This window comes from Sphingomonas fucosidasi (assembly GCF_036663855.1).
Classification (GTDB): domain Bacteria; phylum Pseudomonadota; class Alphaproteobacteria; order Sphingomonadales; family Sphingomonadaceae; genus Sphingomonas; species Sphingomonas faeni_B.
Genome location: NZ_JAXOJR010000004.1, coordinates 83507 through 108609, shown reverse-complemented (window position 1 = coordinate 108609; position 25103 = coordinate 83507). Strand labels below are relative to the sequence as shown.

Genomic DNA, 25103 nt, shown 5'->3' with positions numbered 1-25103 from the left:
TTCTGGAGATGAGGGTCGCGAGTATTACGCGCGATCCCCAACCCGCTGGCGATCGGGCGTTCGCGCGGCAACGTCACGCCGTTTCGCGGGAAGACCCCACCACGGGGTTCCCGGAAACAGATGATGCTCGTGATGATAGCCACCAAAATGAAAGCAGGTCAGTAGCGACAGTGCCGGACCGACCTTGACGCTGTGGGCGCGATGAGAATCGACGAAGGGTTCCGTCCGCTCCCGGTGCGGCAGCCAGGTACCGAACACGAACAACTGTGCGACCGCACCCAAGGCCGGCAGTGCCCAGAAGATGACGATGTTACCGAGCGGCGCGCCGAGCAACAGGGTATAGATCAGCGCCATCACGGTTATACGCGCAATCTGTCCGTGAGAATAATAGGTCCGGAAGAACTGCATGAACCAGCCCATGAGGCTGGGGTCCCCGCTGTGAAAATCAGGGTCTCCCGCCGTTCCCGTCTCTTTATGATGCAAGTGATGCTGTGGTAACAACGTCGCATAAGACAGGCATGCATACAGCGTAAGACACGTCGCGCCAATCGCTCGGTTCAGCCTTGGATGACCCGGTGCCAGCGCGCCGTGCATCGAGTCATGGGCGATGATGAACAGCCCCGTGCTCAGCCATGTCTGGGCCAGGACCATCGCGATGGCGATCGGCACCGTGCTCAAGGTCCAGTGCCAGAAAAAGATGCCGGTCACATGAATGCACAGCCACGCCACGACGATCGCGGCGGCCAGCGAGACGCTGATACGCATCTGCCGATTCATTACATCTCGCCGATCACGAGCCGCTGCGCTCACTTGCTTGCGTCTAACGGTTGGGCGTTCGCCGCCCTGTTGAGGGGTGCGGTACGCCGTTGCGGATCGGCATTCGTCCGCAACTGCGCCTTCAGCACCGCAGGCTTGCGTGCAAACAGAAAGCCATGGCTGACCGTACCATCTTTGCCTTCGACGGCGTGATGCAACCGATGAGCCTGCAGGAGACGCTTGAAATACCCCTGCTTGGGCACCCAACGAAAGCCTCCGCGCTGATGGACGAGCATATCATGAACGAAGGCGTAGATCCCGCCATAGACGGTGATGCCCAGGGCCGCCCACCACAAGGGCTCCCACCAAAGCCCAACGATGAACAGGACGATCGGCACGATCGCGAAGACGACCGCATAAAGATCGTTCTTCTCGAACCAGCCTTCATGATCCTCGTGATGCGATTTGTGCCAGCCCCATCCCCAGCCGTGCATGATGTATCGGTGGGCGGCCCATGCGAAGCATTCCATGAAGAACACCATGAAGACGACGATCGCGAGTTTTTCGAACCACGCCATCAGACTGGGCCGGCGGGATTGATGGCGAGCAGGCGGGGCGACTTCAACATGGCCCATATATAACGCCTACGACGAGTCGATGCGAGGGCGCCGGCGGACAATTTCGCTTCGGAGGCGTCCAAGGTTAACCCTGGTTGCGCATTACGGTGTTTAGGCGATGCGGGTCGACTTGGGGCGTGGTCATGGCTCCCGGCGCGTGTTCGAACGGACTCCGCTGACGATAGCGATCAAGGACGTCGGCTGCGGAGGGCACGATGCGCGCGGGCGTCGCGCAGGGTGGCGTTCGCGGCGAGACCGTTGGTCGACACCTTCGGAATGGCAACGCGCTGCGACAGGTAGATGCCGTTATGGCCGGAACACAGATAGGCGACGAAGCACGCGACCGCGATCGGCACGGCATAGGTCGCACCGAACAGCTCGATCCCCATGAAGGTGCAGGCGAGCGGCGTATTCGCCGCGCCTGCGAACACAGCGACGAAGCCGATCGCCGCGAACACGCCCGTCGGGACGCCGAATATCGGCGCGAGCGCGCTGCCGAGCGCCGCGCCGATGAAGAACAGCGGCGTCACCTCGCCGCCCTTGAAGCCGGCGCTGAGCGTCACGACGGTGAACAGAAGCTTTAGCGCCCAGCTCCAGGGATGCGTGTCCGGCCCGAAAAAGCTGGCGATGGTGATGCTGTCGGGTGATGCCGCGAGCGTGCCAAGCCCGAGATAGTCGCGCGTTCCGAAAAGATGGACGAGCAGAATGACCGCAATCCCGCCGATGACCGGGCGAAGCGGGCCATAGGATACGACCCGCTTGAGCCAACCGCCCAGGGCGTGATTGCATTCCGCAAAGACGAGGCCGACCAGCCCGAACGCCACGCCGGCGATACCCGCCTTGGCGACGAGCAGGGCATCGACCGGCACGAGCGTATCGATACGATAGACGCCGTGGTGGATACCCCAGGCAAGGCACGTCCAATGCCCGACCAGCGCGGCGAGCAGGCATGGTACCAGTCCGCGATATTCGACCCGGCCGATCGCCAACACCTCCAGCGCGAACACCGCCCCCGCGATCGGCGTACCGAACACCGCGCCAAACCCGGCCGCGATGCCGGTCATTAACAGGATGCGGATGTCGTGCGCATCGAGCTTCAGCGCGCGGCCGAAGCCGCTGGCGAGACTGCCGCCCAGCTGGACTGCGGTGCCTTCGCGCCCGGCCGACCCGCCGAACAGATGCGTCACCACCGTCCCGAGGAAGATCAGCGGTGCCATGCGCAACGGCACACCGCCGCCCGGTTCATGGATCTGCTCGACGATGAGATTGTTGCCGCCTTCCGCCGAACGGCCTGTCAGATGATAGAGCAGTCCAATCGCGAAACCGCCCAGCGGCAGCAAGTAGAGCAGCCACGGAAACGCGAAGCGCAGTCGCGTGACGGCATCCAAGCTCCACAGGAACGCGGCGCATAGCGTGCCGATGAGTGCGGCGATCGGCACGATAACCAGCACCCAGCGCAGGACCGACAAAGCGTGATCGCGACGGTCGCGGACGAATACGGCGATACGCAGTTCGCGGATGAGATTATGGAAGGTAGCGCGCACGAATCCTCCTTGCTGCCCCAGGGCGCCAAGTAGGAATCATCAGCTCTTGTCAGAGCGGTTCGGCCACATTGCCCGGCGGAAATCCATCGCCGCCGCGCCCTATGGAATGGCTGAACGCGGTCGTCAACTCTGTCGCAACGCTTGCTCCCGCCCCGATTTCATCGCGTAGGACCGCGCGCGTGCCGTCAGCCGCGATCTCGATCGTCGAAACGCGGCGCGCGGTCGAAATCGATTCTGCCGAACGGTCGGTCGCGGAAGAGATAGCCATAGTAGAAGGTGCGGAGACGATGGTGGAACGCGCGGATACGGTCCTGATAGGCGAGTTGCGCCGTCAGGTCGGTATGCGCGATCCGGGTCAGCAGCGCCTGCACGCCCACCGAAGGCAGCACCCAGCCGAGCGCTCGGCCCGCAGCATCGCGCGCTTCCAGGCCCTGGCGATAGGCGCGGACCGCGGGGGCGACGCTTTCGTCACCATTCTCGTGGAAGGCCAGATACCATTTATAGTGGAATTCGGGACCGAGCGGCGCCGAATCCGCCCATTCGGGATGGCGGGCGTAGAAGCGCCGCATGGTGGCTTCGCGGGGCACGTCCCACGCGCCGTTGACCGCTTCACGCTGCGCCATCGCGATCTCCGCGCCCTGGTTGACGGGGATCACGGCGTTGATCGCCACGTTGCACAAGGTCGGGACGATCAGCACCAGCACGAGCCATGCCGCCGCCAGCGCCGCCGCGTTGGCGACCGAACTCCAGCGCAGCCGGCCGATCAGCGCGGCGAGTGCGATCCAGAACAGCAGATAGGCGGCGACCACGGCAAGGACGATCAGGATCGATGCGACGCCGACCCCCGCGAATGCCGCGGCAATACCGAACGGTATGCCGAGCGCGCTCCACGTCAGCAAGAAGCGAAGCAGCGTCCGGCGGCGCCACAGCGCACGCCCCCCATTCGGCAACGCATCGAGCATCCGCTGCCGCCCCGCTTCGCGCTCGGCCGACCGCAGATCGTGAAACAGCGCGATCACGAACAGCGGCGCGAGGAATACCAGCACGAAGGCGAAATCGAACCGGCCGGGCAGTGCGAGTTCGGGATTGAAGGTGTCGCCGTCGTAGATCTGCGCCTCGAGCCCCAGCGCGCGAACCCGCAGGATGTACGGTGCCACATCGCGCATGCCGAGCGCGGCGAAGGCGAGCGGTGCAGGCGCATCCCAGGTCGGGTGGAAGCTGTAGTAGGCGGCACTGCCTGCGTCCTTGGTGTGGTCGACATAGTCGGCGACCGCCCCGATATCCTCGGCCTGGGCCGCTGGGATGGCGGCGATCGCGGCGCGCTGGCGAGCGACTTCGGCCATCCCCATAGCAAGCGCGGCCACCGTCAGCAGCGCGAGCAGGGCCAGCGCGCCGACCGTGAGGCGCTGGCGCAGCAACAGCCGGACTTCATAGCGGAACAGGCCCATCATCGTGCTCCCAATCGACGCGACGCGACCATCAGCAGGACCAGCGCGCCCGCCAGCCAGGCGAACACGATGGCTAGCCCGGGCAGTGCGGCGGCGGCGAGTGTGCGACCGTCGGGCGCGATGAACCTGAAGTCCGGCATGGCCTGCCAATTGCGTGCGGAAACGCGCTTGCGACGGTCCGCGCCGGCATCGGTCGCGCCGTCGTCGGCATAGCTGACGTCCTCCATCTGCATCCGGTTCAGCCGTTGGACGAGCGCGTAGCGATAGGCCTCCGCCTGTTCCAGGAACCGCTGGTGCCCGGCAAGGTCGGTGCCCGCGGCGGCCATCGACAAGGACCGCACTGCGATGGCCGGGCTCAGCAATCCCATAGCGTCGACCAGAGCATTTTGTCGCGTCTGCGCGGCGTGGTTCGCGGTCGCATAGCGGCCATAGACCGCCGAGGTCAGCCGCTCGCCCTCGATGCCGACCGCACCCTTGTAGTTGATCGGCAGATCCTCGACCTTCGCGACGCCGTAGCGCGTGAGGAGCGCCCGCTTGAACTGCGCGAAATGGGGATCGTCGGGATTGTGGCTGTCCCCCATCGTCCGCAGGTCGCGCGCGACCGCGACTTCGGTCTGCAGCCGGTTGGTCAGGGGAACCGCGGCGCTGGCGAGATCGGGTGCGACGCGGGGCAACAGCACCACCGCGACCGCCCACACCGCGACCAGCGCGAGGAGCGCATCGCGGCTGCGGCGGACCGACGCCGATACGAGCAGGATCAGCACGGTCCACAGCGCCAGATAGCCGATATAGCCTAGCGCGAGCACCAGCATCGGCCAGACCAACGCGCCGGGCTGGCCGGCGATCGCGACCAGGCCGATCATCGCCGGCAGCCCGGCGAGCAGCGCTGCCGCCCCCAACGCGAGCAGCTTGCCGCGAACGATCTGCCCGCGGGCGGCACCTTGCAGCATCAGCGCGCGCACCGTGCCGCGTTCGGTCTCCCGCGCCAGCGCGCCATAGCCGAAGAAGATCAGCAGCAGCGGCGCAACCACCTGCAACACGAAGGCGGGGGTCAGCTGGCCAAAGCGCACCAGCAGCGAGCTTTGCCGTACATCGCCGAAATTGGCGCTGTTCTGGCGATGTCCCTCCAGGAACATGCTGTTGCCCGTGAATGCATCGACGCCGGGATCGAACGCGGCCAGCGGCCCCAGCGGGCGGAAGATGAACGTGCCGTAATGGACGACACGGTGGGGGTGTCGGTCGGGCTGCGCCTTGAACGCCGTCTCTGCCGCCTCGGCCTGACGCGCGCGCAGCTCGGCGATCCCGCGCTGGTGCGCCCAGGAACTGGCGACCGCGACCAATGTCAGCAGCACGACCAGGACGAAGGCGATGATGGCGACGCGGTTGCGCGTCATCAGGCGGATTTCGTCGCGCGCGATCAGTCCGACCGCGCTCATACCGCCAACCGATCGCCGCCGAGCTGGAAACGGGCGTGCAGCGCGCGAACGTCGAACCGCTCGGGGCCGTCCGCCCGCACTTCGTGTGCGACGCGTCCCGCTTCCAGAAAGGCGATGCGGTCGGCAATGTCGGCAGCGGAGAGAAGGTCGTGCGTCACCATCAATATGGCGGTGCCCCGTTCCCGGACCTGCAAGAGCAGCTGGGAGAAGTCGGCGGTCGCGCGCGGATCGAGCCCCGATGTCGGCTCGTCGAGCAGCAGCACCGGCACGCGCCGCAGCAGCGCCACCGCGATCGCGACCTTCTGCCGCATCCCCTTGGAGAAGCCGCCGAGCCGCTGGTGCCACGCCTGATCCTGCAAACCGGCCGCAGCAAGCGCCGCGGCGATGGCATCATGCCCCTGGCGCTCCCCGGAAAGCGCGAGCAGATAATCGGCGTTCTCAACCGCCGTCAGATGCTCGTAGAGCGCGACATTCTCCGGCAGATACGCAATCCGCCGTCGCACCGCATCGGGATCGGTCGCCGGATTCATCCCGCAAACCTCGACCGTCCCCGATCGTGCCCGCGTGAATCCGAGCAATGTCGACAGCGTCGTCGACTTGCCGGCGCCATTGCCGCCCAGCAACGCGGTAATGCTGCCCGCCGGTACGCGCAGCGACAGTCCGTTGAGGACGTCATGCGTATCGTACGCGAACGTCAGATCGTCGATCAGGATCAGTTCGGTCATCGGGCGTATCAAATCCTCGGCAATGAACATCGACACTCAATGCCCGGTCCGCGGCCGTGTAACAAGATATCATTGACGATGTTACATCATAACCTTCATAGGCAGGCCAGTTCGGAGCGTCGCAGCGCTCCCGATCCGAATTGCCGAAGGGGATATTGTCTTGCGTCTGTCCATGCGTGCGGCCTCGATGGCCGGTGCCATTCCGCTTGCCATTGCCTTGTCTTACGCCCCTGCCGTTGCGCAGTCGGACGAGGAAAGCCGGTCCGAACGGGGCCGAACCGAAAGCGAACGTGAGGAAATCACGGTGACCGGCGTGCGGCAACCGTATCGCGGCAACTTCACGCTACGCGAGATCCCGCAGGCGATCGCGACGATCGACGACACGGTGATCGCCGAGAATGCCATCACGCGGTTGACCGACGCGCTCGACCTGAACGCCTCGGTGGTGCGGCAGAACACGCTCGGCGGGCTGTGGGACAGTTTTGCGGTGCGCGGCTTTGCCGGCGACGAGAATCTGCCGAGCGGCTATCTGGTCAACGGGTTCAACGCCGGACGCGGGTTCAGCGGGCAGCGCGACGTCGCGGGGATCGAGCGCGTCGAAGTGCTGAAGGGGCCGGCCGCAGCGGTGCTGGGCCGCGGCGAACCCGGCGGCTCGATCAACCTAGTCACGAAACAGGCGGAACTCGGCCGGACGTTCGGCACCGCATCGCTGCAATATCGCAGCTTCGACACCGTCCGTGCCGAGGGCGATGCCAACCTGGCGCTGACCGACACGCTGTCGGCGCGGCTGATCGGCTATGCCGAAAGCGGCGACACGTTCCGCGACACGGTGGCGCAGAAGCGCTGGGGCTTCCTCCCGTCGATCGGTCTGAAGCTGGGCGATGCAACGCGTGTCACTTATGATTTCGAATGGACGCGGGTCGAGGTGCCGTTCGACCGTGGTATCGTTGTGCTGAACAACGATTTCGACACGGTGCCGCGCTCGCGGTTCCTGGGCGAACCGAGCGACGGCGACACCGTTGCGCGCGCCACCGGCCACCAGTTACGTCTCCAGCACGACTTCAGCGACAGGTGGTCGCTGTCGGTAGGCGCCAGTCACCGCGACACGCGGCTGACGGGCGCATCGTCGGACGCGGAAACGCTGCGATCGCGCCAGAAGCTCTATATCGACGGTCGATCGCTGTCGCGGCAGCGGCGCACCCGCCAGTACACCTCCGAGCACAGCGTGCTGCGCGCCGAACTGGCGGGCGAGTTCGCCACCGGGTCGCTGCGCCACCGTGTCCTGATGGGCGGGGATTTCGACTATTTCGATACCGACCAGCTGTTCACGCGCTATCGCGGGCCGGTGGTGAGCGCGACGACGACCGATCAGGCGGGCTATGTGCTCGATCTGCAGAACCCGGTCTATGGCCGCTATCCGGTGCCCGCGACCGCGCCGATTACCAACCGGCTCGACGTGCAGCGAACGATGGGCGCCTATGTGCAGGACCAGATCAGCCTGACCGATCGGTTGCAGGTCCGTGTCGGCGGCCGCTACGACGACTTCCTGCTCCGCGTCGACAACCGCCTGACCAACATGCTGGGCCGGCGCAAGCGCAGCCGATTCAGCCCGCAGGCCGGAATCGTCTATGAACTCAGCACCCCGCTGTCGCTGTATGCGGCGTATGGCGAGGGCTACCGCGCCAATATCGGCGCGGACGCGAACGGCAACGTGTTCGAACCCGAAACCAGCAAGTCGATCGAGGCCGGGCTGAAGCTGACCGCGCTGGGTGGCCGGCTGACCGGCACGCTGGCGGCCTATCAGCTCGAGAAATCGAACGTGCTGGCCACCGATACCGCCAATCCCGGTTTCTCGATCGCGATCGGCAAGGCGCGCAGCCGCGGGATCGAGGCCGATCTCAATGGCCGTCTGCCCGGCGGAATCGAGCTGCTGCTGAGCTATGCCTATACCGATGCCGAGGCGCGGTCGCGCGTGCTCGACCCGAACTTCTCGTTCCAGATCGAGCCGGGCGATCCGCTGATCAACATCCCCAAGCACAATCTCAACCTGCAGGTGGCCAAGCGCTTCAAGACGGGGTCGCGCGAGATGCTGTTCGGGGCCGGCGTCCAGCATGTCGGCGCGCGCAACGGCGAGACCGGGACCGACTTCACGCTGCCCTCGCACACGCTGTTCCGCGTGTTCGGCCAGGCCGACCTGATCGACGGGGTGCAGCTGTTCGGCTCGATCGCCAACCTGTTCGACGACCATTGGTACGCCAACAGCTATTCGCCCGTCTGGGTGCAGCCGGGTACCCCACGCACAGCTACAATCGGCCTGCGCGCCAGCTTCTGAGTAATGATCCCCATGCGTCTTATCTCCCTCGCCATCATCGCCCTGTCCGCAGCGTCCTCGGCGCAAACGCCCACACGGCTACCGAGGCTGCCGGCCGCGATCCTGCCGCCGGTGCAGCCTTGGTCGGGCGCGAGCGAGCGCCTGATCGTCGCGGCGAACGATCCGTGGATCACTCCCGCCGAACGCGCGAACTTCGCGACGACACCACGTTATGCCGAGACACGTGCTTGGCTCGAACGGCTCGCCGCTGCGTCGCCGCTGATCCGGATCGAGACGTTCGGCCGCACCGCGCAGGGGCGCGACATGCTCATGGTCCGCGCCAGCAAGGGTGGCGCGGGGAAACCCGTCGTCCTGATCCAGGCGGGCATCCATTCGGGCGAGATCGACGGCAAGGATGCGGGCCTGATGCTGCTGCGCGACATCGCGCTCAGGGGAAAGGACACGCTGCTTGATTCGGTCAATCTGGTGTTCGTGCCGATCTACAATATTGACGGGCACGAGGCGATGAGCCGCTGGAACTTCCCCGCGCTGCGCGGACCGCTGGAAAAGGGCTATGTCGCCACCGCGCGCGGCATCAACCTGAACCGCGACTATGCCAAGGCCGACGCCCCGGAATCGCGCGCGATGATCGCGTTGCTGCGGCGGCTCGATCCGATCCTCTATGTCGATTGCCATGTCAGCGACGGCTTCGACATGCAGTACGACATCACCTTCACCTATGCCGGCTGGGGGCGCTACGCCTATCACCGCGCCACCGCCGACTGGCTGACGGCGCGGTTTGGACCGACGGTGACGACGGCACTCGAGCGCGCCGGGCATGTCCCGACGCTCTACCCGAGCCCGGTCGACACGCGCGACCCCGCCAAGGGAATCCGCCAGGCGCCCGAGGGCCCGCGCTATTCGACCGGCTATGGCGATTTCATCGGCGTGCCGACCGTGCTGGTCGAGAACCACATGCTCAAACCCTATCGGCAGCGCGTGCTCGGTACCTATGTCCTGCTCGAAGCGGCGTTGAAACTGGCCGCGACCGACAGGGACCGGATCGCCGCGGCGAAAGCGACCGACCGTGCGAGCCGGCCCGCAACGATGCTCGCGCGCTGGAAGCCGGCGGCGACGCCGATCGGCTGGATCGAGCGGTTCAAGGGGATCGGCTTCGACACCTATCGTTCCTCGGCGAGCGGACGGATGGAACAGCGCTGGACGGGCAAGCCGATCACATTCCGCATGCCGATCATCGGACAGGACCCGGTCGAGACGGTGACTCTGCCGACCGCCTGGTGGGTGCCGGCGGAGCAGACCGAGGTGCTCGACCGCCTGCGCCTGCACGGCATACGGCTCGATCCGATCACGACCCCGCGGACGCTGACGCTCGACCGCGTCCATCTGCGCGATGCGGTGGTGCAGCGCGCGCAGGACGGACGGCTGCCGCTCAAGGCATCGTTCGAGCACGTCCCCGTGACCGAGACGCTCCCCGCCGGTGCGGTCCGCGTCCCGTCCGACCAGCCGCTCGGCCTGCTCGCTGCCGCGCTGCTGGAGCCGGAGGCCCCGGACTCCCTGCTCGCCTGGGGCTTTTTCCCGGAGATGCTTGCCTCCCCGCCGGGCGCGGAAGACTTCGTCCGCGCGCGCCTCGCCGAAGCGCTGCTCGCGGAAGACGGCACGGTCCGTAGGGCATTCGCGGCGAAACTCGGGGATGACCCTGCGTTCGCAAAAGACCCGGACGCACGGCTCGACTGGCTCATGGCACGCCTGCCCGACCGCAAAACCATGCATCTGATGTACCCGATCCTGCGCGAACGATAGGTTTTCGACCTGGTAGCGACAGCGCCCCTCCTGCCCCGCAACGGCGGCCAACCGCAGCGTTTCACCCGTAGCGACAGGAAAGATCGCGCCCAGGGCGTCGGTTGGCCCCCTTCCCTGCGCGCCTTTCCAAACGGGACGTCTATTGCGCCGCCACGACGATCTTCGGGAGCGTCTTGATCGGTTCGACCGTGATCGCGCGGAACCAGGTCTCGGCGCCTTCGGATTGAAGCTGGATATGGCCGTGCGTCAGCGGGCGCCGGGTGCCGTCGGGGGCGATCGTCGCCACGTCGTGGACTTCGGCAACCGGTACGCCGTTGACGACATGCACCGCGCGGTCGCCGACGACATACAGGTCGAGCGTGTTCCATTCGCCGATCGGGCGCTCGGCGTCGGTCGCGGCCTCGACGTTCCAGGTCGGCGTGCCGTTGACGATGTCAATCTCGCGCCCCCCGGCGCGGAAGCGAAGATGAGGTTCGATCAGCGACGGATCGAAGGTCACGCTGGTGCGCCCGCGCAGCTTGCCGCCCACCGCGACGATCATGCCGGTCGATCCGGTCATGATCTCGAACTCGACCGACGGACGCCACGTGCCGAAGACTTCGCCAGCCGCACCGTGGGTATGATACAGCAGCCCGTTGTTGCGAGGCAGCGTGACGCGCGGCGCCCAGGTCTTGGCGCCCCATTTGAACTGCAACCGCAAATGATAGTCGCGCAGATCGGCCTGGTTGACCAGACTGCCCCAGGTCTTGCCGTTCACCCAGATCGCCGGCGCACCGTCCACGGAGCGCACGGCGAAATCGCCGCTGGTGTCCCGGGTGGTACCGATCGGCGTCGTGCTCGGGTTGGACTTGTACGTGATCGAAGGGTCGGCATAGCCCAGCCAGGGCGCCCAGTCCTTCAGGCTGTGCCCGTCGAACAGCGCGGTCGGCTTGCCGGTCGGCACCGGTATGTCCGTCAGCGTGAGGCGCTGCGACGTGGTCGCCGGAGCGCCGGCAATGGCGCGGGCCCGGTCCTTGGACGTCTGCGCGGTCGCGGGGGCGGACAGCACCAGAAGCGCCACCATTGCTCGATCAAACCACATAGACATTCGCCTCTCAACCATCGCTCGACCAGCGATTAGCCATAGCCTAGCGTGTTATCGATACCAGTTGAACGTCCGTCTATGCACGCTCTGGTGATTATCGCGCTCGCAGCGATCGCACGCAGCGATTTCACTCCGGCTGGCACTACCGCAGGTGCTTGCTCGCGCCGTCCCGCCATTTGGGCTAATGGTCGGGCGGGAGATTGCACGATGCACAAGATGTTAGCGCTGGTCGCACTATTGACGATGGCGCAGGCGGCGCCCAATCCGCATCTGCCGAAGGCCACTTACGACACCGTCGCCCCCGTGCTTCCCAAGGGGTTGCACGACGCGGTCCTGATCGTGTCGAAGACCAATGGCTGGCGACACATCGAGCATATTCCGCACTCGAACATCGTGCTCGCCGATATCGCGAAGGGCCTGGGCTGTGCGAGCTTCGCCACCGAGAATGCGGCGGTCTTCAACGACGAATATTTGCGGCATTTTTCCGTCGTCGTGCTGAACAGTGCCAGCGGCGATTTCCTGACGCGAGACCAACGCGCTGCATTCGCCCGCTTCGTGGCGCGGGGCGGCGGCGTGGTGGCCTTGCATGCCGCGGGCGACGATAGTCACACCGACGCCTGGTATGGCGACACGGTGATTGGCACGAAGTTCATCGGCCATCCGGGCGGGGGCGATCAGTTCCAACCAGCACGGGTCATCGTCGATCGACCGGGCCATCCGGTCATGGCCGGCGTGACGCTGCCTTGGTCGCCGGTCGATGAATGGTATTCGTTCGACGCCAATCCGGCTGCGCGCGGGATGACCGTGCTCGCGCGGATCGACGAGGGCAGCTATCGTCCCGGTGCGAAACTGGCGATGGGGGACCACCCCGTCATCTGGACCAATCCCGCAACGAAAGGCCGGGTCGTCTATGCCGCGCTGGGCCATGCGCCGGAGGCCTATGACGATCCGAACTATCGGCGCATTCTCGTCAATGCGATCCGCTGGGCCGGCAGTCGGTAGAACGGCAAATGGACGATGGCGGGGGATAACGGTCTCGAGCCGCCTATAAGGCAGCAGTCCAAAATACATCGGGGTGCCAGTCCGAGTGCAATGTCCGCAACGGCCGCGTAGCGGTACCTTGCCGAGAATCCAGTCCGGCGCCGGATGCGGCGATGCTGTAGATGTCGAGAGATTACAGGTGCTTTGCCGTTTTTCGCGTTCGATCCTGGCGAGTTTGATAGCGCTCTTTACCTCGATCAACCGCTCTTGGCTTACGATAGCGCTTATAATGTCACACATCGTAAGGATTCGCGCAGACCGTGTAACGTCCAGGCCGAAGGATTGTATAAGATCTACGACCGGATAATACCTATATCACTGATATACAACGCGTTTTTCTGATTTTTCAGCCTACTGCATACGAATGCGGGACGATCAAATACGGCCCCCGCGTTTCCACTGTTGACACCCGCACGCCAAATGGTAGCCCTATCATACACGGCAACGACCGTGTGCACTCCGGTCTGATTAGGGCGGCCGGGAATCGGGGAGGATGTATGATAAGATTTCCGCGCGCACTTGCGCATTCGGCATCGACTATCGCTGTAGTGGCAGGCTTGGCAACTTCGGGCGCCGCCGCCGCGCAGACGGGCACTGCCCCGACCGGGACTGTCCAAACGACCAGCCCGCAGCAGCCCGCTCCGCAGCAGACGGTGCCCGACGCGGCGCCCGCGACCGACGCCGTTAGTGACGGTACGGCCGGAACCACCGAGGACATCGTCGTCACCGGCATCCGCGCCAGTCTCAATCGCGCGATCGACATCAAGCGTAATTCCGCAGGCGTCGTCGACGCCATCTCGGCCGAGGATATCGGCAAGTTCCCCGACACCAACCTGGCGGAATCGCTTCAGCGGATCACCGGCGTGTCGATCACGCGTGCCAATGGCGAAGGCTCTCAGGTCGCGGTCCGCGGCTTCAGCGGCGGCTTCAACCTCGTGACGCTGAACGGGCGCCAGCTGGCATCGACGAGCATCGATACCAGCACCGGCAACGCCTTCGCGGTCGGCACCGGTCGTTCTTTCGACTTTCAGAACCTGGCATCCGAAGGCGTCGCCACGCTGGAGGTCTACAAGACCGGCCGGGCCAACATCCCGTCGGGCGGCATCGGCGCTGCCATCAACGTCGTCACCCGCCGCCCGCTCGACGCGCGCGAGGACGGCCTGTCCGGTTCGATCGGCGCCAAGGCACTTTATGACAGCTCGGTGGAGAAGGCCGAGGCCAATCTTAAAAAGGTCACTCCCGAGCTTTCGGGTCTGATCAACTGGAAGAACCCGAGCGAAACCTTCGGCGTCAACGTCTTCGGCAGCTATCAGCTGCGTGAATCGGCATCGGTCCAGTCCAATCCGAACTATTGGAACATCGTTCCGGTGGCCGATTTCCTGGCGCGCAACGGCGTTTACACCGATGCGGCGACACGGATCACGAATTCGCCGACCACGGCCTATGTGCAGATCCCCAACGACAGCCGGTACCAGTTCTCGGAAAACCGCCGCGAGCGACTGAACGGCCAGGCGAACATCCAGTTCAAGCCGACCGACCGTCTCGAGATCACGATCGACGGCCTGTATGCCCGGAACAAGCTGAGCGACGAGCGCAGCGAGCAGACCAACTGGTTCCAGCGGCCATTCACCGACGTCACGTTCGATGACAACACGCAGATGCAGACCGCAGTCATCCTGGCCGAAGCGAAACAGGCGGACAAGGGATACGAGCAGCAGCGGTTCGCGACGAAGACCGAGCTGTACTCGTTCGGTGGCAACATGAAATGGAACTTCACCGACGCGTTGTCGCTGAAGCTCGACGCCAACCATTCGAAATCGACCACCGATCCCGACAATGCGAACGGCACGTCGGCGACGACGATCTCGATCGGCGCCCCGGTCCGCGCGACCCATATGGTCGACTTTACCAACGGCTTCCCGAAGCAGTCCGAAACACTGAACGACTGCAACGCCACGAACGGCGGCCGCGGCGGCAATTGCAACAACCTGCTCGACGTCGGCGATCTCGGCACGCAGATCGCGCGCGAGATCTTCTCGCAGCAGGAGTCGAGGGTCAATCAGTTCAACGCGGAGTTGGGCTGGGATCTTGGTAACGAGAGCCGTTTCGTGTTCGGCGGCAATTATGTCGATGCGAAGACCCGCTCGGCCAGTTCCAACACGCAGCAGCTGCTGGGTGACTGGGGCATCACCGACACCGGTCTGGTCGACCAGCTCGCGGGCGATCTGGTCAGCACCTATTGCCTGACCTGCAAGTTCGACAAGTTCGATCCGGGGTCGACCGGCTCGGCGCTGGTCGCGTTCCGTGGCGATGCGGTCGACCTGTTGAACGTCTTCTCGCCCTATTATGCGGATGTCCCCGGGCGCGGACGCGTGCTGCAGGGTTCGTCGGACGATACGGTCGGCGAGAAGACCTGGGCGGTATACGGTCAGATGAAATGGGCCGCCGATATCGGCGGCCGCCGTGCGAACGCGCTGATCGGCGTCCGCTACGAGCAGACCCGGGTCAATTCGATTGCGCTCCAGTCGATCCCGTCGGCATTGGAATGGCAATCGGATAACGACTTCGCGGTCCTCGGCGGAGCGACCGGTGGCGCAGTGAACGTCAAGGCGAAGTACGACAACCTGCTGCCATCGCTCGACTTCAATATCGAAGTGCTCGACAACGTGGTTGCGCGTACGTCGTTCAGCCGGACGCTCGCGCGTGCCGACTACGGCAATTTGTTCGCCTCGGTATCCGCAAACGCACCGAACCGCCCGACCGCGCTCGGCGCGGGAGCAGCGCCCGCGTCGCGTCAGAACCCCGGGCTGTTGCCGCTGGTTTCGGACAATTTCGACGTGTCGGTCGAGTGGTACTACAAGCCCACCAGCTTCGTTTCGGTCGGCTTCTTCAACAAGAACGTGCGCAACTTCGTCGGCAACCAGGTGACGAGCGGCACCCTGTTCGGGCTGCGGGATCCGGGGTCGGGCGCGGCAGGATCGCGGTCGGGTACTGCGCTGGACTATCTCCGTACCAACGGGATCGCGCAGACCGACGAGAATCTGTTCGCCTACACCGCGCTGCTGCAGCGCAATAACGGCAATCAGGCAGCGGCGACGACGGCCTTCCAAGGCGCGCTCGACCCGGCCACGGGTAAACTCAATGGTGCGTTCTACAACCAGCTCGCGCTGGACGTTAATCTTGTCGGCGACGCCAACGATCCACTCGTCAATTTTGCGATCAGCGAACCGATCAACAACCGCGAAGCCAATATTCACGGTTTCGAAATGGCCTGGACCAACTTCTTTGGCCAGTCCGGGTTCGGTTTCGCCGTCTCGTACACCAAGGTGAGCGGCGACGTGAATGTCGATCCCTATGCCGATCCCAACGTCAACATCTTCGCGCTGACCGGCCTTGGCGACAGTGCAAACCTGACGGGCATCTACGACAAGAACGGCATTTCGGCTCGCGTATCGTATAACTGGCGCGATAAATACCTCGCCGCCACCAACCAGGGCGCCAACCGCAACCCGCTCTTCACGGCGGCGTTCGGCACCCTGGACGCGAGCGTGAGCTACGACGTGACGCAGAATGTCTCATTGTCGCTCGAAGCGGTCAATCTAACGAGCGAACCGTTCCGGCAATATGCCCGCACCGAGACCAATCTGGTCTATGTGCAGGAACTCAAGCCACGCTTCTATCTCGGTGCGCGCTACCGCTTTTGACGAATGCGGGAGTGGATCCAGGTCCACTCCCGACACCGGAGAATGGCCGCCGCAACGTCGTGCAGCGGCCTTTTCCTATTGTCGGTCGCCATCGCGCTGATAGACCTGATCCAACAACAGGACCGGAGCGGATGAACCCCGTACAGATCAACAATATCGACCACGCCGCGTTGCGCATCAGCCCGCGTGCGGGGGCCGCCTTCGGCGATGCCGCGAATCAGGCGCTGGTAATGCCCGCCGAATTCGAGGAGGTGCAGCGCGAATTCGCCCTCATATTCCGCCGTCGCAATGAGGGGTTACAGGCTTATGCCCTGCTGGGTCTGGACCGCGACGAGAATCTGTTTCTATCCGGCGACTATTGGACGAGCCGCTATGTGCCGGCCAGTCACCAGCGCGGGCCGTTCTCGATCGGGATGGTCCGGGCTGCCGGTAAGGACGCCAGTGACGGCGCCAGTGACGGCGCCGGTAACGACGTGGGCGAACCGATGCTCCATGCCGATTTCGACGACCCGCGGGTCGGCGATGCTGCCGGTTTGCCGCTGTTCCTCGAACATGGCGGCAACACGCCGTATCTCGATCATATCACCGGCGTTTTGCGCCTTCTATACGAAGGGATCGAAACCGCGCCGGCGGCCCATGCCGCGCTCGACGAGGCCGGTCTCCTCACAACCGTAACGCTGACCGTCGATGTCAGCGAGGAGCGCCGCTATACGATACCCGACGTGCTGGTCGTCGATATCGAGCAGCTGGCTGCACTGACCGGCGAGCCGCTCGAACGCCTGCATCGATCGGGTGTACTGCGCCTCGCCATCCTCGCCGCCGCGTCGCTCGGCAATATCCAGCAGTTGATCGTGCGCAAGCAAGCGCTGCTGAGCCAGGTCGGTTGAACGCGGTGCCGGACATCACGCGCCGCACGCGGGTAATCGAGGGGGCGACCGCCGACAGCGTGCCGGTGGCGGATCTGATCGCCGACGGCCGCCCGGTCATCCTGCGCGGGATCGCTCGCGACCTGCCGCTGGTCGCCGCCGGGCTGGAAGGGGCGGCGCCGGCGATCGCGTGGCTCAAGCAGTTCGACGGTGGTCGTCCGGTCACGGCGTATCTGGGCGATCCGGCGATCGGCGGCCGGTTCGGCTATTCGGACGATTGCACGGCGCTGAACTTCAAACGGGAGAGTGGTTCGCTTTCGGGCTATCTCGATCAGCTACGCGCCAGCCTCGACGATCCGGATGCGCCCGCCATCTATATCGGCTCGACCGACATCGATCTGTATCTGCCTGGCCTTCGCGCGCAGGCGGCGTTGCCATTCGGCGACGCGCAGCTCGTCGAGAACCCGCCGTTGGTCAGCATCTGGATCGGCAATCGTACCATCGCCTCGACGCATTACGACATGTCGAACAATCTGGCGTGCTGCCTCGTGGGTCGACGGCGGTTTACGCTGTTCCCGCCCGAGCAGGTCGCCAATCTCTACCCCGGACCGCTCGAGCCGACGCCGGGCGGGCAAGTGGTGAGCATGGTCAACCTCGGCGCCCCCGATCTCGACCGGTACCCGCGCTTTGCCGAGGCGCTGGCGCACGCCGAGATCGCCGAACTCGAGCCTGGCGACGTGCTGCTCTACCCGGCTTTGTGGTGGCATAATGTCGAGGCGCTGGATGCGTTCAACGTCATGATCAACTATTGGTGGAACGCGGTGCCGCGGTTCATGGATACGCCGATGAACACGTTGCTCCACGGTCTGCTGTCGCTGCGTGACCGGCCCGACCACGAGAAACAGGCGTGGCGCGCGATGTTCGACCATTATGTCTTTGGCCCCGCAGACCAGGCCGCGGCGCATCTTCCCGAACATGCGCGCGGCGAACTCGCGCCCCTGGATCCGATGTCGGCGCGTCGATTGCGCGCTAAAATCCTCCAGCGCATCAACCGATAGGAGCCGATCATGGTCGAGCAGCGCGTCAAGAAAGTCGTCATTGCCGGCGGTGGCACCGCGGGCTGGCTCGCCGCCGCCGCCCTGTCGCGGCAATTGGGCCAGCTGCTCGACATCACGCTCGTCGAGTCCGAGGAAATCGGCACCATCGGCGTCGGCGAAGCGACGATCCCGACGATGCGCGCCTTCCACACGATCCTGGGCCTGGACGAGCGCGAGTTCATGCGCGCGACGCAAGCCACGTTCAAGCTCGGCATTTCGTTCGAGAACTGGGCACGCGACGGCGATCGCTACATCCATTCGTTCGGCGACATCGGCAAATCGACCTGGATGGGCGACTTCCACCATTTCTGGCTTGCCGCCAAAGCCGCCGGCGATCCGAGCGAAATCGGCGACTATTGCCTCGAGCTTCAGGCGGCCAAGGCGGAACGGTTCGCGCTCCCCTCCGAAGGCGAGATCAATTACGCCTATCACCTCGATGCCGGGCTTTACGCCCGCTTCCTGCGCGCGCGCAGCGAGGCAAACGGGCTGAAGCGGATCGAGGGCCGGATCGCGAGCATCGATCGCGATGGCGAAACCGGTTTCATCCGCGCCCTAGTGCTCGACTCGGGCGAGCGCGTCGAAGGCGACCTGTTCATCGACTGCACCGGCTTTCGCGGGCTGCTGATCGAAGGCACTTATGCCGCCGGTTACGAGGACTGGTCGCATTGGCTCCCGACCAACAGCGCGCTGGCCGTGCAAAGCGCCGCGACGGGGCCGGCGCATCCGTACACGCGCGCGATCGCGCACGACGCGGGCTGGCGCTGGCGCATCCCGTTGCAACACCGCGTTGGCAATGGCCTGGTCTATGCAAGCGAGCACCTGTCGGACGACGAAGCGCATGCCAGGCTGCTCGGCGCGATCGGTGGCGCGCCACTGACCGAGCCGCGGCTGATCCGCTTCCGCACCGGCCGTCGGCGCCAGGTATGGATGGGGAACTGCGTCGCGCTCAGCCTATCCGGCGGGTTCGTCGAGCCGCTCGAATCCACGAGCATTCACCTGGTCATGACCGGTGTGATGCGGTTGATGCAGAGCTTCCCGTTCGGCGGCATCGCACCCTCGATGGTGACGCGGTTCAACGATCAGGCGCAGGCCGAGCTTGAACGCGTGCGCGACTTCATCATCCTCCATTACCACCTCAACGAACGTCCCGAGCCGTTCTGGGCGGCGCGCCGAGACATGCCCATCCCCGACACGCTGGTCGAGCGCATCGCGCTTTTCGCCGAGGGCGCGCAGGCGTATCAAGGCGGCGAGGACCTGTTCCGGGTCGCCAGCTGGGTGCAGGTGATGCTCGGCCAGCGCCTCGTCCCACGCGATCACCACCGCCTGGGCAGCATCATGGGAGCGCCGAAGCTCGCCAGCGTGCTGGCCAACATCCGCAGCAGCATCGCGGACGCAGTCGCAGGAATGCCGACCCACCAGCAGTTTCTGGATCGCCACCTTGCGAGACCGACCAGCGCCGTATCCGGAATCCGATAGACGGATCCGAACGCGGGGAACGATCGCTGCGAGCCGAGCTGGCGGAAGCAGGACGTGGTCGCCACGTCCCGCAATCGACGGTCGGCCTTACCGGGGTTTTGGCGCCCACATTGTTACGTCCTGACCGCCGAATATCTGTGAGCGCGGCAAGTCGAAGATGAAATAGGGGTTCAACATCGGCGGCGCGCCGATGGCGTCGAGCCGCGCCTGCTGATCGGCGCTGAACCGGATTTCAAGCGCGGCGATGTTCTCCCGCAGTTGCTCGGGCCGGCTCGCGCCGACGAGCACCGACGATACGCCCACGCGCCCGGCAACCCAGGCCAGCGCGACCTGCGCCATCGGCCGACCGATCTCGGCGGCAACCGACCGTAAGACATCGACGACGGCGAAATTCGCGGCCGTGAACAGCATGCCGCCAAACGGATTGTCGCCATTCAACCTGCCGTCGCTGGCGCCCCCTGCCCCTGCCCCTGCGCCCGCCCCTGCACTGTCCCCCGCTTCGTCGCCCGCGCGATCAGGCAGACTGCCTGCAGGCCCCGCATCAGCCAGCTTCTCGCGGCCGTATTTGCCGGTGAGCATGCCTGCTCCCAAGGGACTCCATGCCACCAGTCCCAGCCCGAGCGCCTGTCCGGCCGGAATCACGTCGAGTTCCACCCCGCGGTCGATCAGCGAATAGGCATATTGCAACCCGACTGGCTCCGGCAGGCCGTGCGCGCGGGCAAGCGTTGCGATCTGTGCGGCGTACCAGGAGGGGGCGTTGGAAAAGCCGTAATACAGGATGTCCCCACGCCGCACGGCATCGGTCAGCGCACGCAGCACTTCCTCGGCGGGAGTCGTTCGATCCCAGACATGCGTCCAGTACATATCGATGAAGTCGGTCCCCAACCGACGCAGCGACCCCTCGATTCCGTCGCGGATATTGCGTGCGGAATTACCGCCGGCAAGCGGCGTACCCGCGACGCGCGGGAAGCCCGACTTGGTTGCGATGACCATCCGTTCGCGATTGCCGTGCTCGGCGATGAACCGGCCCAGCATCTCTTCGCTTTGCCCACCCGAATAGATATCCGCCGTATCGACGAAATTGCCGCCGGCCTCGACATAGGCGTCGAAGACCGCCCGCGACCTCGCCTCATCGGTGCCCCAGCGTCCGGCGCCGAACGTCATCGTACCGAGCGCGAGCGTGCTGACCGCAAGGCCGGAGCGGCCTAACGTGCGATAGGTGGAAAGAGTCATTGCTGTAGCTCCCGGGAGAATGTGCTGCCAGGATAGACCGTGTCGACCGGGCGTATTATCCCCCATTCCCAGCAAGGGCTCATGAAGATTATGCAGCAATGAAGCGGGGCGATCTCGACGACCTGGCGGCCTTCGCAGCGGTGGCACGCGCGCGCAGCTTTACCCGTGCCGCGGCCGAACTCGGGATGTCGCCCTCTGCGCTCAGCCACGCGATGCGCAGCCTGGAACAGCGGCTGGGCGTGCGCCTGCTCGCGCGCACGACGCGGAGCGTCGCCCCGACCGCGGCTGGCGATCGCCTGTTGCGGTCGCTCGATCCGGCGCTGGCCGAGTTGGCGCGTGGCCTGTCGGCACTCGCCGACTGGCGCGGCGTGCCATCGGGCGCGATCCGGCTCACCACCTTCGGATCTGCGGCGCGGACGGTTTTGGCGCCGACTTTGCCGGGCTTCCTGCGCGCGCATCCCGAAATTTCGGTCGAAGTCATCGTCGAGGACCGGCTGGTCGATATCGTGGCGGGGGGATTCGATGCCGGCATCCGGCTTGGCGAAACGGTCGACCTCGACATGGTCGCGGTGCCAGTCGGCCCGCAACTGCGTACGCTGGTGGTCGGCACGCCCGAGTATTTCTCGACACGCCCCCTGCCTGCCGTTCCGGCCGACCTGGAGAGCCACACTTGCATCAACTACCGACTGCTGGGCGGTGGCGGGCTATTGCCGTGGGAGTTCGAGCGCGATGGCCGCGACATCAGGGTCCGGCCGCGCGGGCAGCTTATCGTGAACGACGAGGTGCTGACGGCCGCGGCGGTCCGCGCCGGTGCAGGCCTCGGCTATATGCTGGAACACGACGTGGCCGCCGAAATCGTCGACGGTCGGCTGATCCAGGTGCTCGACGCCTGGTGTCCGCGCTTTCCCGGCTGTTACCTTTATTATCCGAACCGGCAGGTCACACCTGCGCTGCGCGTCCTGATCGACACCCTGCGGTGGGCACCCGAGACATTGTAGGGGGCCGATCGATAAACCCCGATCGGCATGACGGCGCCAGCATCTACCGCCCGTGACCTGGTCGACGATCCGTGGCGCCGGACAAGCCGACGCCACGCAACGCTTCACGGCATCAGTTCAGGGCATCAGTTCACGGCATCAGTTCACGGCATCAGTTCACGGCATCAATACGGTGTCGACCACATGGACCACGCCGTTAGACTGCATCACGTCTGCCGTCGTTACGGTCGACGTTCCACCCTTGGCGTCGGTCAGCACGATCTTGCCGTTCGTCACACGCGCGGTCAGCGCCTCACCCTGGACGGTGGTGAGCGACGCCTTGCCGCCCCCGGCCTTGATTGCCGCAAGCGCTGCCTTCGCCGTGATGGTACCCGACACGACGTGATAGGTGAGAATGCTTGCGAGCTGCGCCTTGTTCTCCGGCTTCAACAGCGTCGCCACCGTCCCGGCCGGCAACTTGGAAAAGGCCGCGTTCGTGGGCGCGAACACCGTGAACGGGCCGGGACCGGACAGGGTCTCGACCAGATCTGCCGCCTTCACCGCGGCGACCAGCGTGCTCAGGTTGCTGGCAGCGGAGGCGTTCTGAACGATCGTCTTGTTGGCGTACATGGCGGCACCGCCAACCTTCGGGTTAGCGGCAACCGCAATAACCGGCACCGCTGCCGAGAGCGCGAGGCAAACGCCCAATGTGCGTGCAATCCGTGATGTCATCGTGATTCTCCTAGCATCCTACATTCCCGTTTGCCCGCCACCGACACGCGGTCGGGACCTCGAAACGACAGCCTGGAGCGCAGTCACAGCGCCTTCTTACAGGGCGCGAGATCACCCACCGCCAGCCTGTCAGTGATCTCGCTACTGGGGGTTCCGCAGGCAATACGGACTAAAGGACCGGTTCGATCGATCGAGGGTGCGACGGCGGACCTCGATCCGACCGGCGAGCGAAGACTTGCGCTGGTCGAGCGACTGCAGTGCCCAACGACATGGTCCAAAGTCCGTATCGTGACCCGATCGATAGGGGCTTAGCGGCACGCAGTGGATTACCGGGGTTTCACAAGCAGCAGTGCCGAATGTGCGCGCCTTGCGTCGCGGACTGCGGCGGTCGGTGGCCTTGATCCGGTTCGCTGCAATCGTCTCGACGGTCATGCCCCCGCCGGCGCCGCTCAGACGTTACAGTCACTCGATACCGCCGTGGTGCCCCATCTGCGGCTATCGCGCCGGATCGGGCGACCACTAGCGCAACGATACAGACCTTCTCCCGAATCCCAAGAAAGACGACCGTCATGACCCGCCAGCGCGCTATCGTAATCGGATCGGGGATCGGCGGCATCGCCTGCGCGATCCGCCTGCAGAGCCTCGGCTTCGATACGCAGGTCGTCGAGCAGCTCGGTGATGTCGGCGGCCGCGCCTATGTCCGCCGCGTCGACGGCTTCGTCTTCGACATGGGGCCGACCGTGCTCACCGTCCCGCATTTCATCGAGGAGCTGTTCTCGCTGGAACGCGACGCGGCGATGCTCAACGAACCGGACTTTCCGCCATCGGTGCTCGCCGAAGGGAGTCGCATCGTCTCGGGCGCAAGCGGTGGTCCCAACACGCAGCGCTATGTCGACATCGTGCCGATCCTGCCATTCTACCGGATCTATTTCGACGACGGCACCTTCTTCGATTACGACGCCGACCCGGTCAACGTACGGGCGCAGATCGCGCGGTTGGCCCCTGAGGACCTCGACGGCTACGAACGCTTCCACGAGGCCGCACGGGCGATCTTCGAACGCGGCTTCCTCGAGCTCGGCTATACCTATTTCGGCTCGCTCGGCTCGATGGTCGGCGTCCTTCCCGACCTGTTGAAGCTCGGCGCGATCCAGCCGCTGTTCTCGCTGATCTCGAAATATTTCAAGAGCGACAAGATGCGGCAGGTGTTCAGCTTCGAGCCGCTCCTGATCGGCGGCAATCCGCTGAAGGTGCCCGCAATCTATGCGATGATCCATTTCGTCGAAAAGACCTGGGGCGTGCATTTTGCGGTCGGCGGTACCGGTGCGTTGGTCAAGGCGATGGTCCGCAAGTTCGAGGAACTCGGCGGAACGGTGCGGCTGAATGCCAAGGTCGACCGGATCGACGTCGAAAAGCGCGGTCGCAAGCGCGTCGCGACCGGCATGACGCTGGCGAACGGCGAAACGCTGGCGGCCGATCTGGTCGTCTCGAACGCCGACTATGCGACGACCTACCTGAAGCTCGTCGACAAGGCGCATCGGCGGATCAATCGCGATACGCTGGTCAAGTTCCGCAAGCAGAGCATGTCACTGATGGTGATCTATTTCGGCTATCGGATGCAGGACGGCGACCCCGATCTGCGCCACCACAACATCATCCTCGGCCCGCGCTACGAGGAGCTCCTGACCGATATCTTCGAGCGCAAGATCCTCGCCGACGATTTCTCGCAATATCTCCACATCCCGACGATCACCGACCCCAGCCTCGCGCCGGCCGGGCACCACGCCGCCTACACGCTGATCCCGGTCCCCAACAACCAAAGCGACATCGACTGGGATGCGGTCGGCGAAGGCTTTGCCGACACCGTGCTGAAATTCCTCGACGAGCGCGGGTACATCCCCGGCCTGCGCGAGCGGATCGTCCATCGCAGCTTCGTGACGCCGGATTATTTCGAAGAGGTGCTGGGATCGCATCTCGGCAACGGCTTCGGGGTCGAGCCACGGATGACGCAGACCGCGTTCTTCCGCCCGCACAACCGCAGCGAGGATGTCGCGAACCTTTATCTGGTCGGCCAGGGCACGCAGCCCGGCGGCGGCACGCCATCGGTGATGATGTCCGCCAAGATGACCGCCCGAGAGATCGCGCGCGATTTCGCGATCGATCCGCAGATCGTCGGCGGCGTACCGCGCGCGCGCGTCGACGATCGACCACTGGCGATGGGACTGGAAGAAGTCTGAA

18 protein-coding genes and 1 riboswitch are annotated in these 25103 nt (G+C 64.9%); of the genes, 9 read left to right on the top strand and 9 right to left on the bottom strand.

The genetic code is table 11. The features are described from left to right. Positions 1–24: 24 nt before the first annotated feature. From U1737_RS08815 to U1737_RS08790, 6 genes are all read right to left on the bottom strand, one after another. Positions 25–765, bottom strand: a complete 741-nt coding sequence (locus U1737_RS08815; protein WP_332796473.1) for a fatty acid desaturase — start codon at positions 763–765, stop codon at positions 25–27. Positions 766–806: 41 nt separating this feature from the next. Continuing rightward, a complete protein-coding gene (locus U1737_RS08810; RefSeq protein ID WP_332796472.1) occupies positions 807–1334 on the bottom strand; it encodes a sterol desaturase family protein in 528 nt (175 codons plus the stop codon). Between the two features lie 227 nt (positions 1335–1561). After that, on the bottom strand, positions 1562–2917 hold the full coding sequence (locus tag U1737_RS08805) for a voltage-gated chloride channel family protein (protein WP_332796471.1): 1356 nt from the start codon (positions 2915–2917) through the stop codon (positions 1562–1564). A 23-nt stretch (positions 2918–2940) separates the two neighbouring features. Beyond that, positions 2941–3017: riboswitch (Fluoride riboswitch) on the bottom strand. A gap of 85 nt (positions 3018–3102) precedes the next feature. Next, on the bottom strand, positions 3103–4365 hold the full coding sequence (locus U1737_RS08800; RefSeq protein ID WP_332796675.1) for a DUF3526 domain-containing protein: 1263 nt from the start codon (positions 4363–4365) through the stop codon (positions 3103–3105). Beyond that, the gene (locus U1737_RS08795; protein ID WP_332796470.1) at positions 4365–5801 is read right to left on the bottom strand and encodes an ABC transporter permease; all 1437 of its coding nucleotides are present in this window, start codon (positions 5799–5801) and stop codon (positions 4365–4367) included. The genes U1737_RS08800 and U1737_RS08795 overlap by 1 nt, the downstream gene beginning before the upstream one ends. Further along, positions 5798–6526, bottom strand: a complete 729-nt coding sequence (locus U1737_RS08790; RefSeq protein WP_332796469.1) for an ABC transporter ATP-binding protein — start codon at positions 6524–6526, stop codon at positions 5798–5800. The genes U1737_RS08795 and U1737_RS08790 overlap by 4 nt, the downstream gene beginning before the upstream one ends. A 172-nt stretch (positions 6527–6698) precedes the next feature. Between U1737_RS08790 and U1737_RS08785 the strand changes: the two genes are divergently transcribed. Both U1737_RS08785 and U1737_RS08780 read left to right on the top strand, forming a co-directional pair. After that, complete coding sequence (locus tag U1737_RS08785) at positions 6699–8858, top strand: TonB-dependent siderophore receptor (RefSeq protein ID WP_332796674.1); 2160 nt, start codon at positions 6699–6701, stop codon at positions 8856–8858. Between the two features lie 12 nt (positions 8859–8870). After that, positions 8871–10658, top strand: a complete 1788-nt coding sequence (locus tag U1737_RS08780) for a M14 family metallopeptidase (protein WP_443027104.1) — start codon at positions 8871–8873, stop codon at positions 10656–10658. A 139-nt stretch (positions 10659–10797) separates the two neighbouring features. Here the strand turns inward: U1737_RS08780 and U1737_RS08775 are convergent, their stop codons facing one another. Beyond that, the gene (locus tag U1737_RS08775; RefSeq protein ID WP_332796467.1) at positions 10798–11721 is read right to left on the bottom strand and encodes a 3-keto-disaccharide hydrolase; all 924 of its coding nucleotides are present in this window, start codon (positions 11719–11721) and stop codon (positions 10798–10800) included. A 228-nt stretch (positions 11722–11949) separates the two neighbouring features. On the opposite strand from U1737_RS08775, the gene U1737_RS08770 reads away from it, so the two are divergent. The 5 genes from U1737_RS08770 (at position 11950) to U1737_RS08750 (ending at position 19926) form a co-directional block, all read left to right on the top strand. Further along, on the top strand, positions 11950–12744 hold the full coding sequence (locus tag U1737_RS08770; RefSeq protein WP_332796466.1) for a ThuA domain-containing protein: 795 nt from the start codon (positions 11950–11952) through the stop codon (positions 12742–12744). A gap of 587 nt (positions 12745–13331) precedes the next feature. Continuing rightward, positions 13332–16487 carry a TonB-dependent receptor gene (locus U1737_RS08765; RefSeq protein ID WP_332796673.1) on the top strand — a complete coding sequence of 1052 codons (3156 nt, stop codon included), beginning with the start codon at positions 13332–13334 and terminating at the stop codon, positions 16485–16487. Positions 16488–16618: 131 nt separating this feature from the next. Further along, on the top strand, positions 16619–17374 hold the full coding sequence (locus U1737_RS08760) for a SapC family protein (protein WP_332796465.1): 756 nt from the start codon (positions 16619–16621) through the stop codon (positions 17372–17374). A 5-nt stretch (positions 17375–17379) separates the two neighbouring features. Next, positions 17380–18411, top strand: coding sequence for a cupin-like domain-containing protein (locus U1737_RS08755; protein WP_248520560.1), 1032 nt, complete (start codon positions 17380–17382; stop codon positions 18409–18411). 9 nt (positions 18412–18420) lie between these two features. After that, positions 18421–19926, top strand: a complete 1506-nt coding sequence (locus U1737_RS08750; RefSeq protein WP_332796464.1) for a tryptophan halogenase family protein — start codon at positions 18421–18423, stop codon at positions 19924–19926. 87 nt (positions 19927–20013) lie between these two features. Here U1737_RS08750 and U1737_RS08745 read toward each other — a convergent pair whose 3' ends face one another. Further along, positions 20014–21159 carry an aldo/keto reductase gene (locus U1737_RS08745; protein WP_332796463.1) on the bottom strand — a complete coding sequence of 382 codons (1146 nt, stop codon included), beginning with the start codon at positions 21157–21159 and terminating at the stop codon, positions 20014–20016. Positions 21160–21257: 98 nt separating this feature from the next. Between U1737_RS08745 and U1737_RS08740 the strand changes: the two genes are divergently transcribed. Next, positions 21258–22157 (top strand): LysR family transcriptional regulator, encoded by a 900-nt coding sequence (locus U1737_RS08740; RefSeq protein ID WP_332796462.1) that lies wholly within the window; start codon positions 21258–21260, stop codon positions 22155–22157. Positions 22158–22313: 156 nt separating this feature from the next. Here the strand turns inward: U1737_RS08740 and U1737_RS08735 are convergent, their stop codons facing one another. Next, positions 22314–22868: a fasciclin domain-containing protein gene (locus U1737_RS08735; RefSeq protein ID WP_248520556.1), complete on the bottom strand. Its 555-nt coding sequence runs from the start codon at positions 22866–22868 to the stop codon at positions 22314–22316. A gap of 569 nt (positions 22869–23437) precedes the next feature. On the opposite strand from U1737_RS08735, the gene crtI reads away from it, so the two are divergent. Further along, complete coding sequence (gene crtI / locus U1737_RS08730; RefSeq protein WP_332796461.1) at positions 23438–25102, top strand: phytoene desaturase family protein; 1665 nt, start codon at positions 23438–23440, stop codon at positions 25100–25102. The last annotated feature ends 1 nt before the right edge of the window (position 25103 follow it).

Excerpts from the sequence above, each read along its gene's own strand:
- U1737_RS08800 (WP_332796675.1), bottom strand. The coding sequence starts at position 4,365 with ATGGGCCTGTTCCGCTATGAAGTCCGGCTGTTGCTGCGCCAGCGCCTC.
- U1737_RS08735 (WP_248520556.1), bottom strand. The coding sequence starts at position 22,868 with ATGACATCACGGATTGCACGCACATTGGGCGTTTGCCTCGCGCTCTCG.
- U1737_RS08770 (WP_332796466.1), top strand. The coding sequence starts at position 11,950 with ATGCACAAGATGTTAGCGCTGGTCGCACTATTGACGATGGCGCAGGCG.
- U1737_RS08750 (WP_332796464.1), top strand. The coding sequence starts at position 18,421 with ATGGTCGAGCAGCGCGTCAAGAAAGTCGTCATTGCCGGCGGTGGCACC.
- U1737_RS08775 (WP_332796467.1), bottom strand. The coding sequence starts at position 11,721 with ATGGTGGCGCTTCTGGTGCTGTCCGCCCCCGCGACCGCGCAGACGTCC.
- U1737_RS08745 (WP_332796463.1), bottom strand. The coding sequence starts at position 21,159 with ATGACTCTTTCCACCTATCGCACGTTAGGCCGCTCCGGCCTTGCGGTC.
- U1737_RS08780 (WP_443027104.1), top strand. The coding sequence starts at position 8,871 with ATGCGTCTTATCTCCCTCGCCATCATCGCCCTGTCCGCAGCGTCCTCG.
- crtI (WP_332796461.1), top strand. The coding sequence starts at position 23,438 with ATGACCCGCCAGCGCGCTATCGTAATCGGATCGGGGATCGGCGGCATC.
- U1737_RS08760 (WP_332796465.1), top strand. The coding sequence starts at position 16,619 with ATGAACCCCGTACAGATCAACAATATCGACCACGCCGCGTTGCGCATC.
- U1737_RS08810 (WP_332796472.1), bottom strand. The coding sequence starts at position 1,334 with ATGGCGTGGTTCGAAAAACTCGCGATCGTCGTCTTCATGGTGTTCTTC.
- U1737_RS08740 (WP_332796462.1), top strand. The coding sequence starts at position 21,258 with ATGAAGCGGGGCGATCTCGACGACCTGGCGGCCTTCGCAGCGGTGGCA.
- U1737_RS08790 (WP_332796469.1), bottom strand. The coding sequence starts at position 6,526 with ATGACCGAACTGATCCTGATCGACGATCTGACGTTCGCGTACGATACG.
- U1737_RS08795 (WP_332796470.1), bottom strand. The coding sequence starts at position 5,801 with ATGAGCGCGGTCGGACTGATCGCGCGCGACGAAATCCGCCTGATGACG.
- U1737_RS08785 (WP_332796674.1), top strand. The coding sequence starts at position 6,699 with ATGCGTGCGGCCTCGATGGCCGGTGCCATTCCGCTTGCCATTGCCTTG.
- U1737_RS08815 (WP_332796473.1), bottom strand. The coding sequence starts at position 765 with ATGCGTATCAGCGTCTCGCTGGCCGCCGCGATCGTCGTGGCGTGGCTG.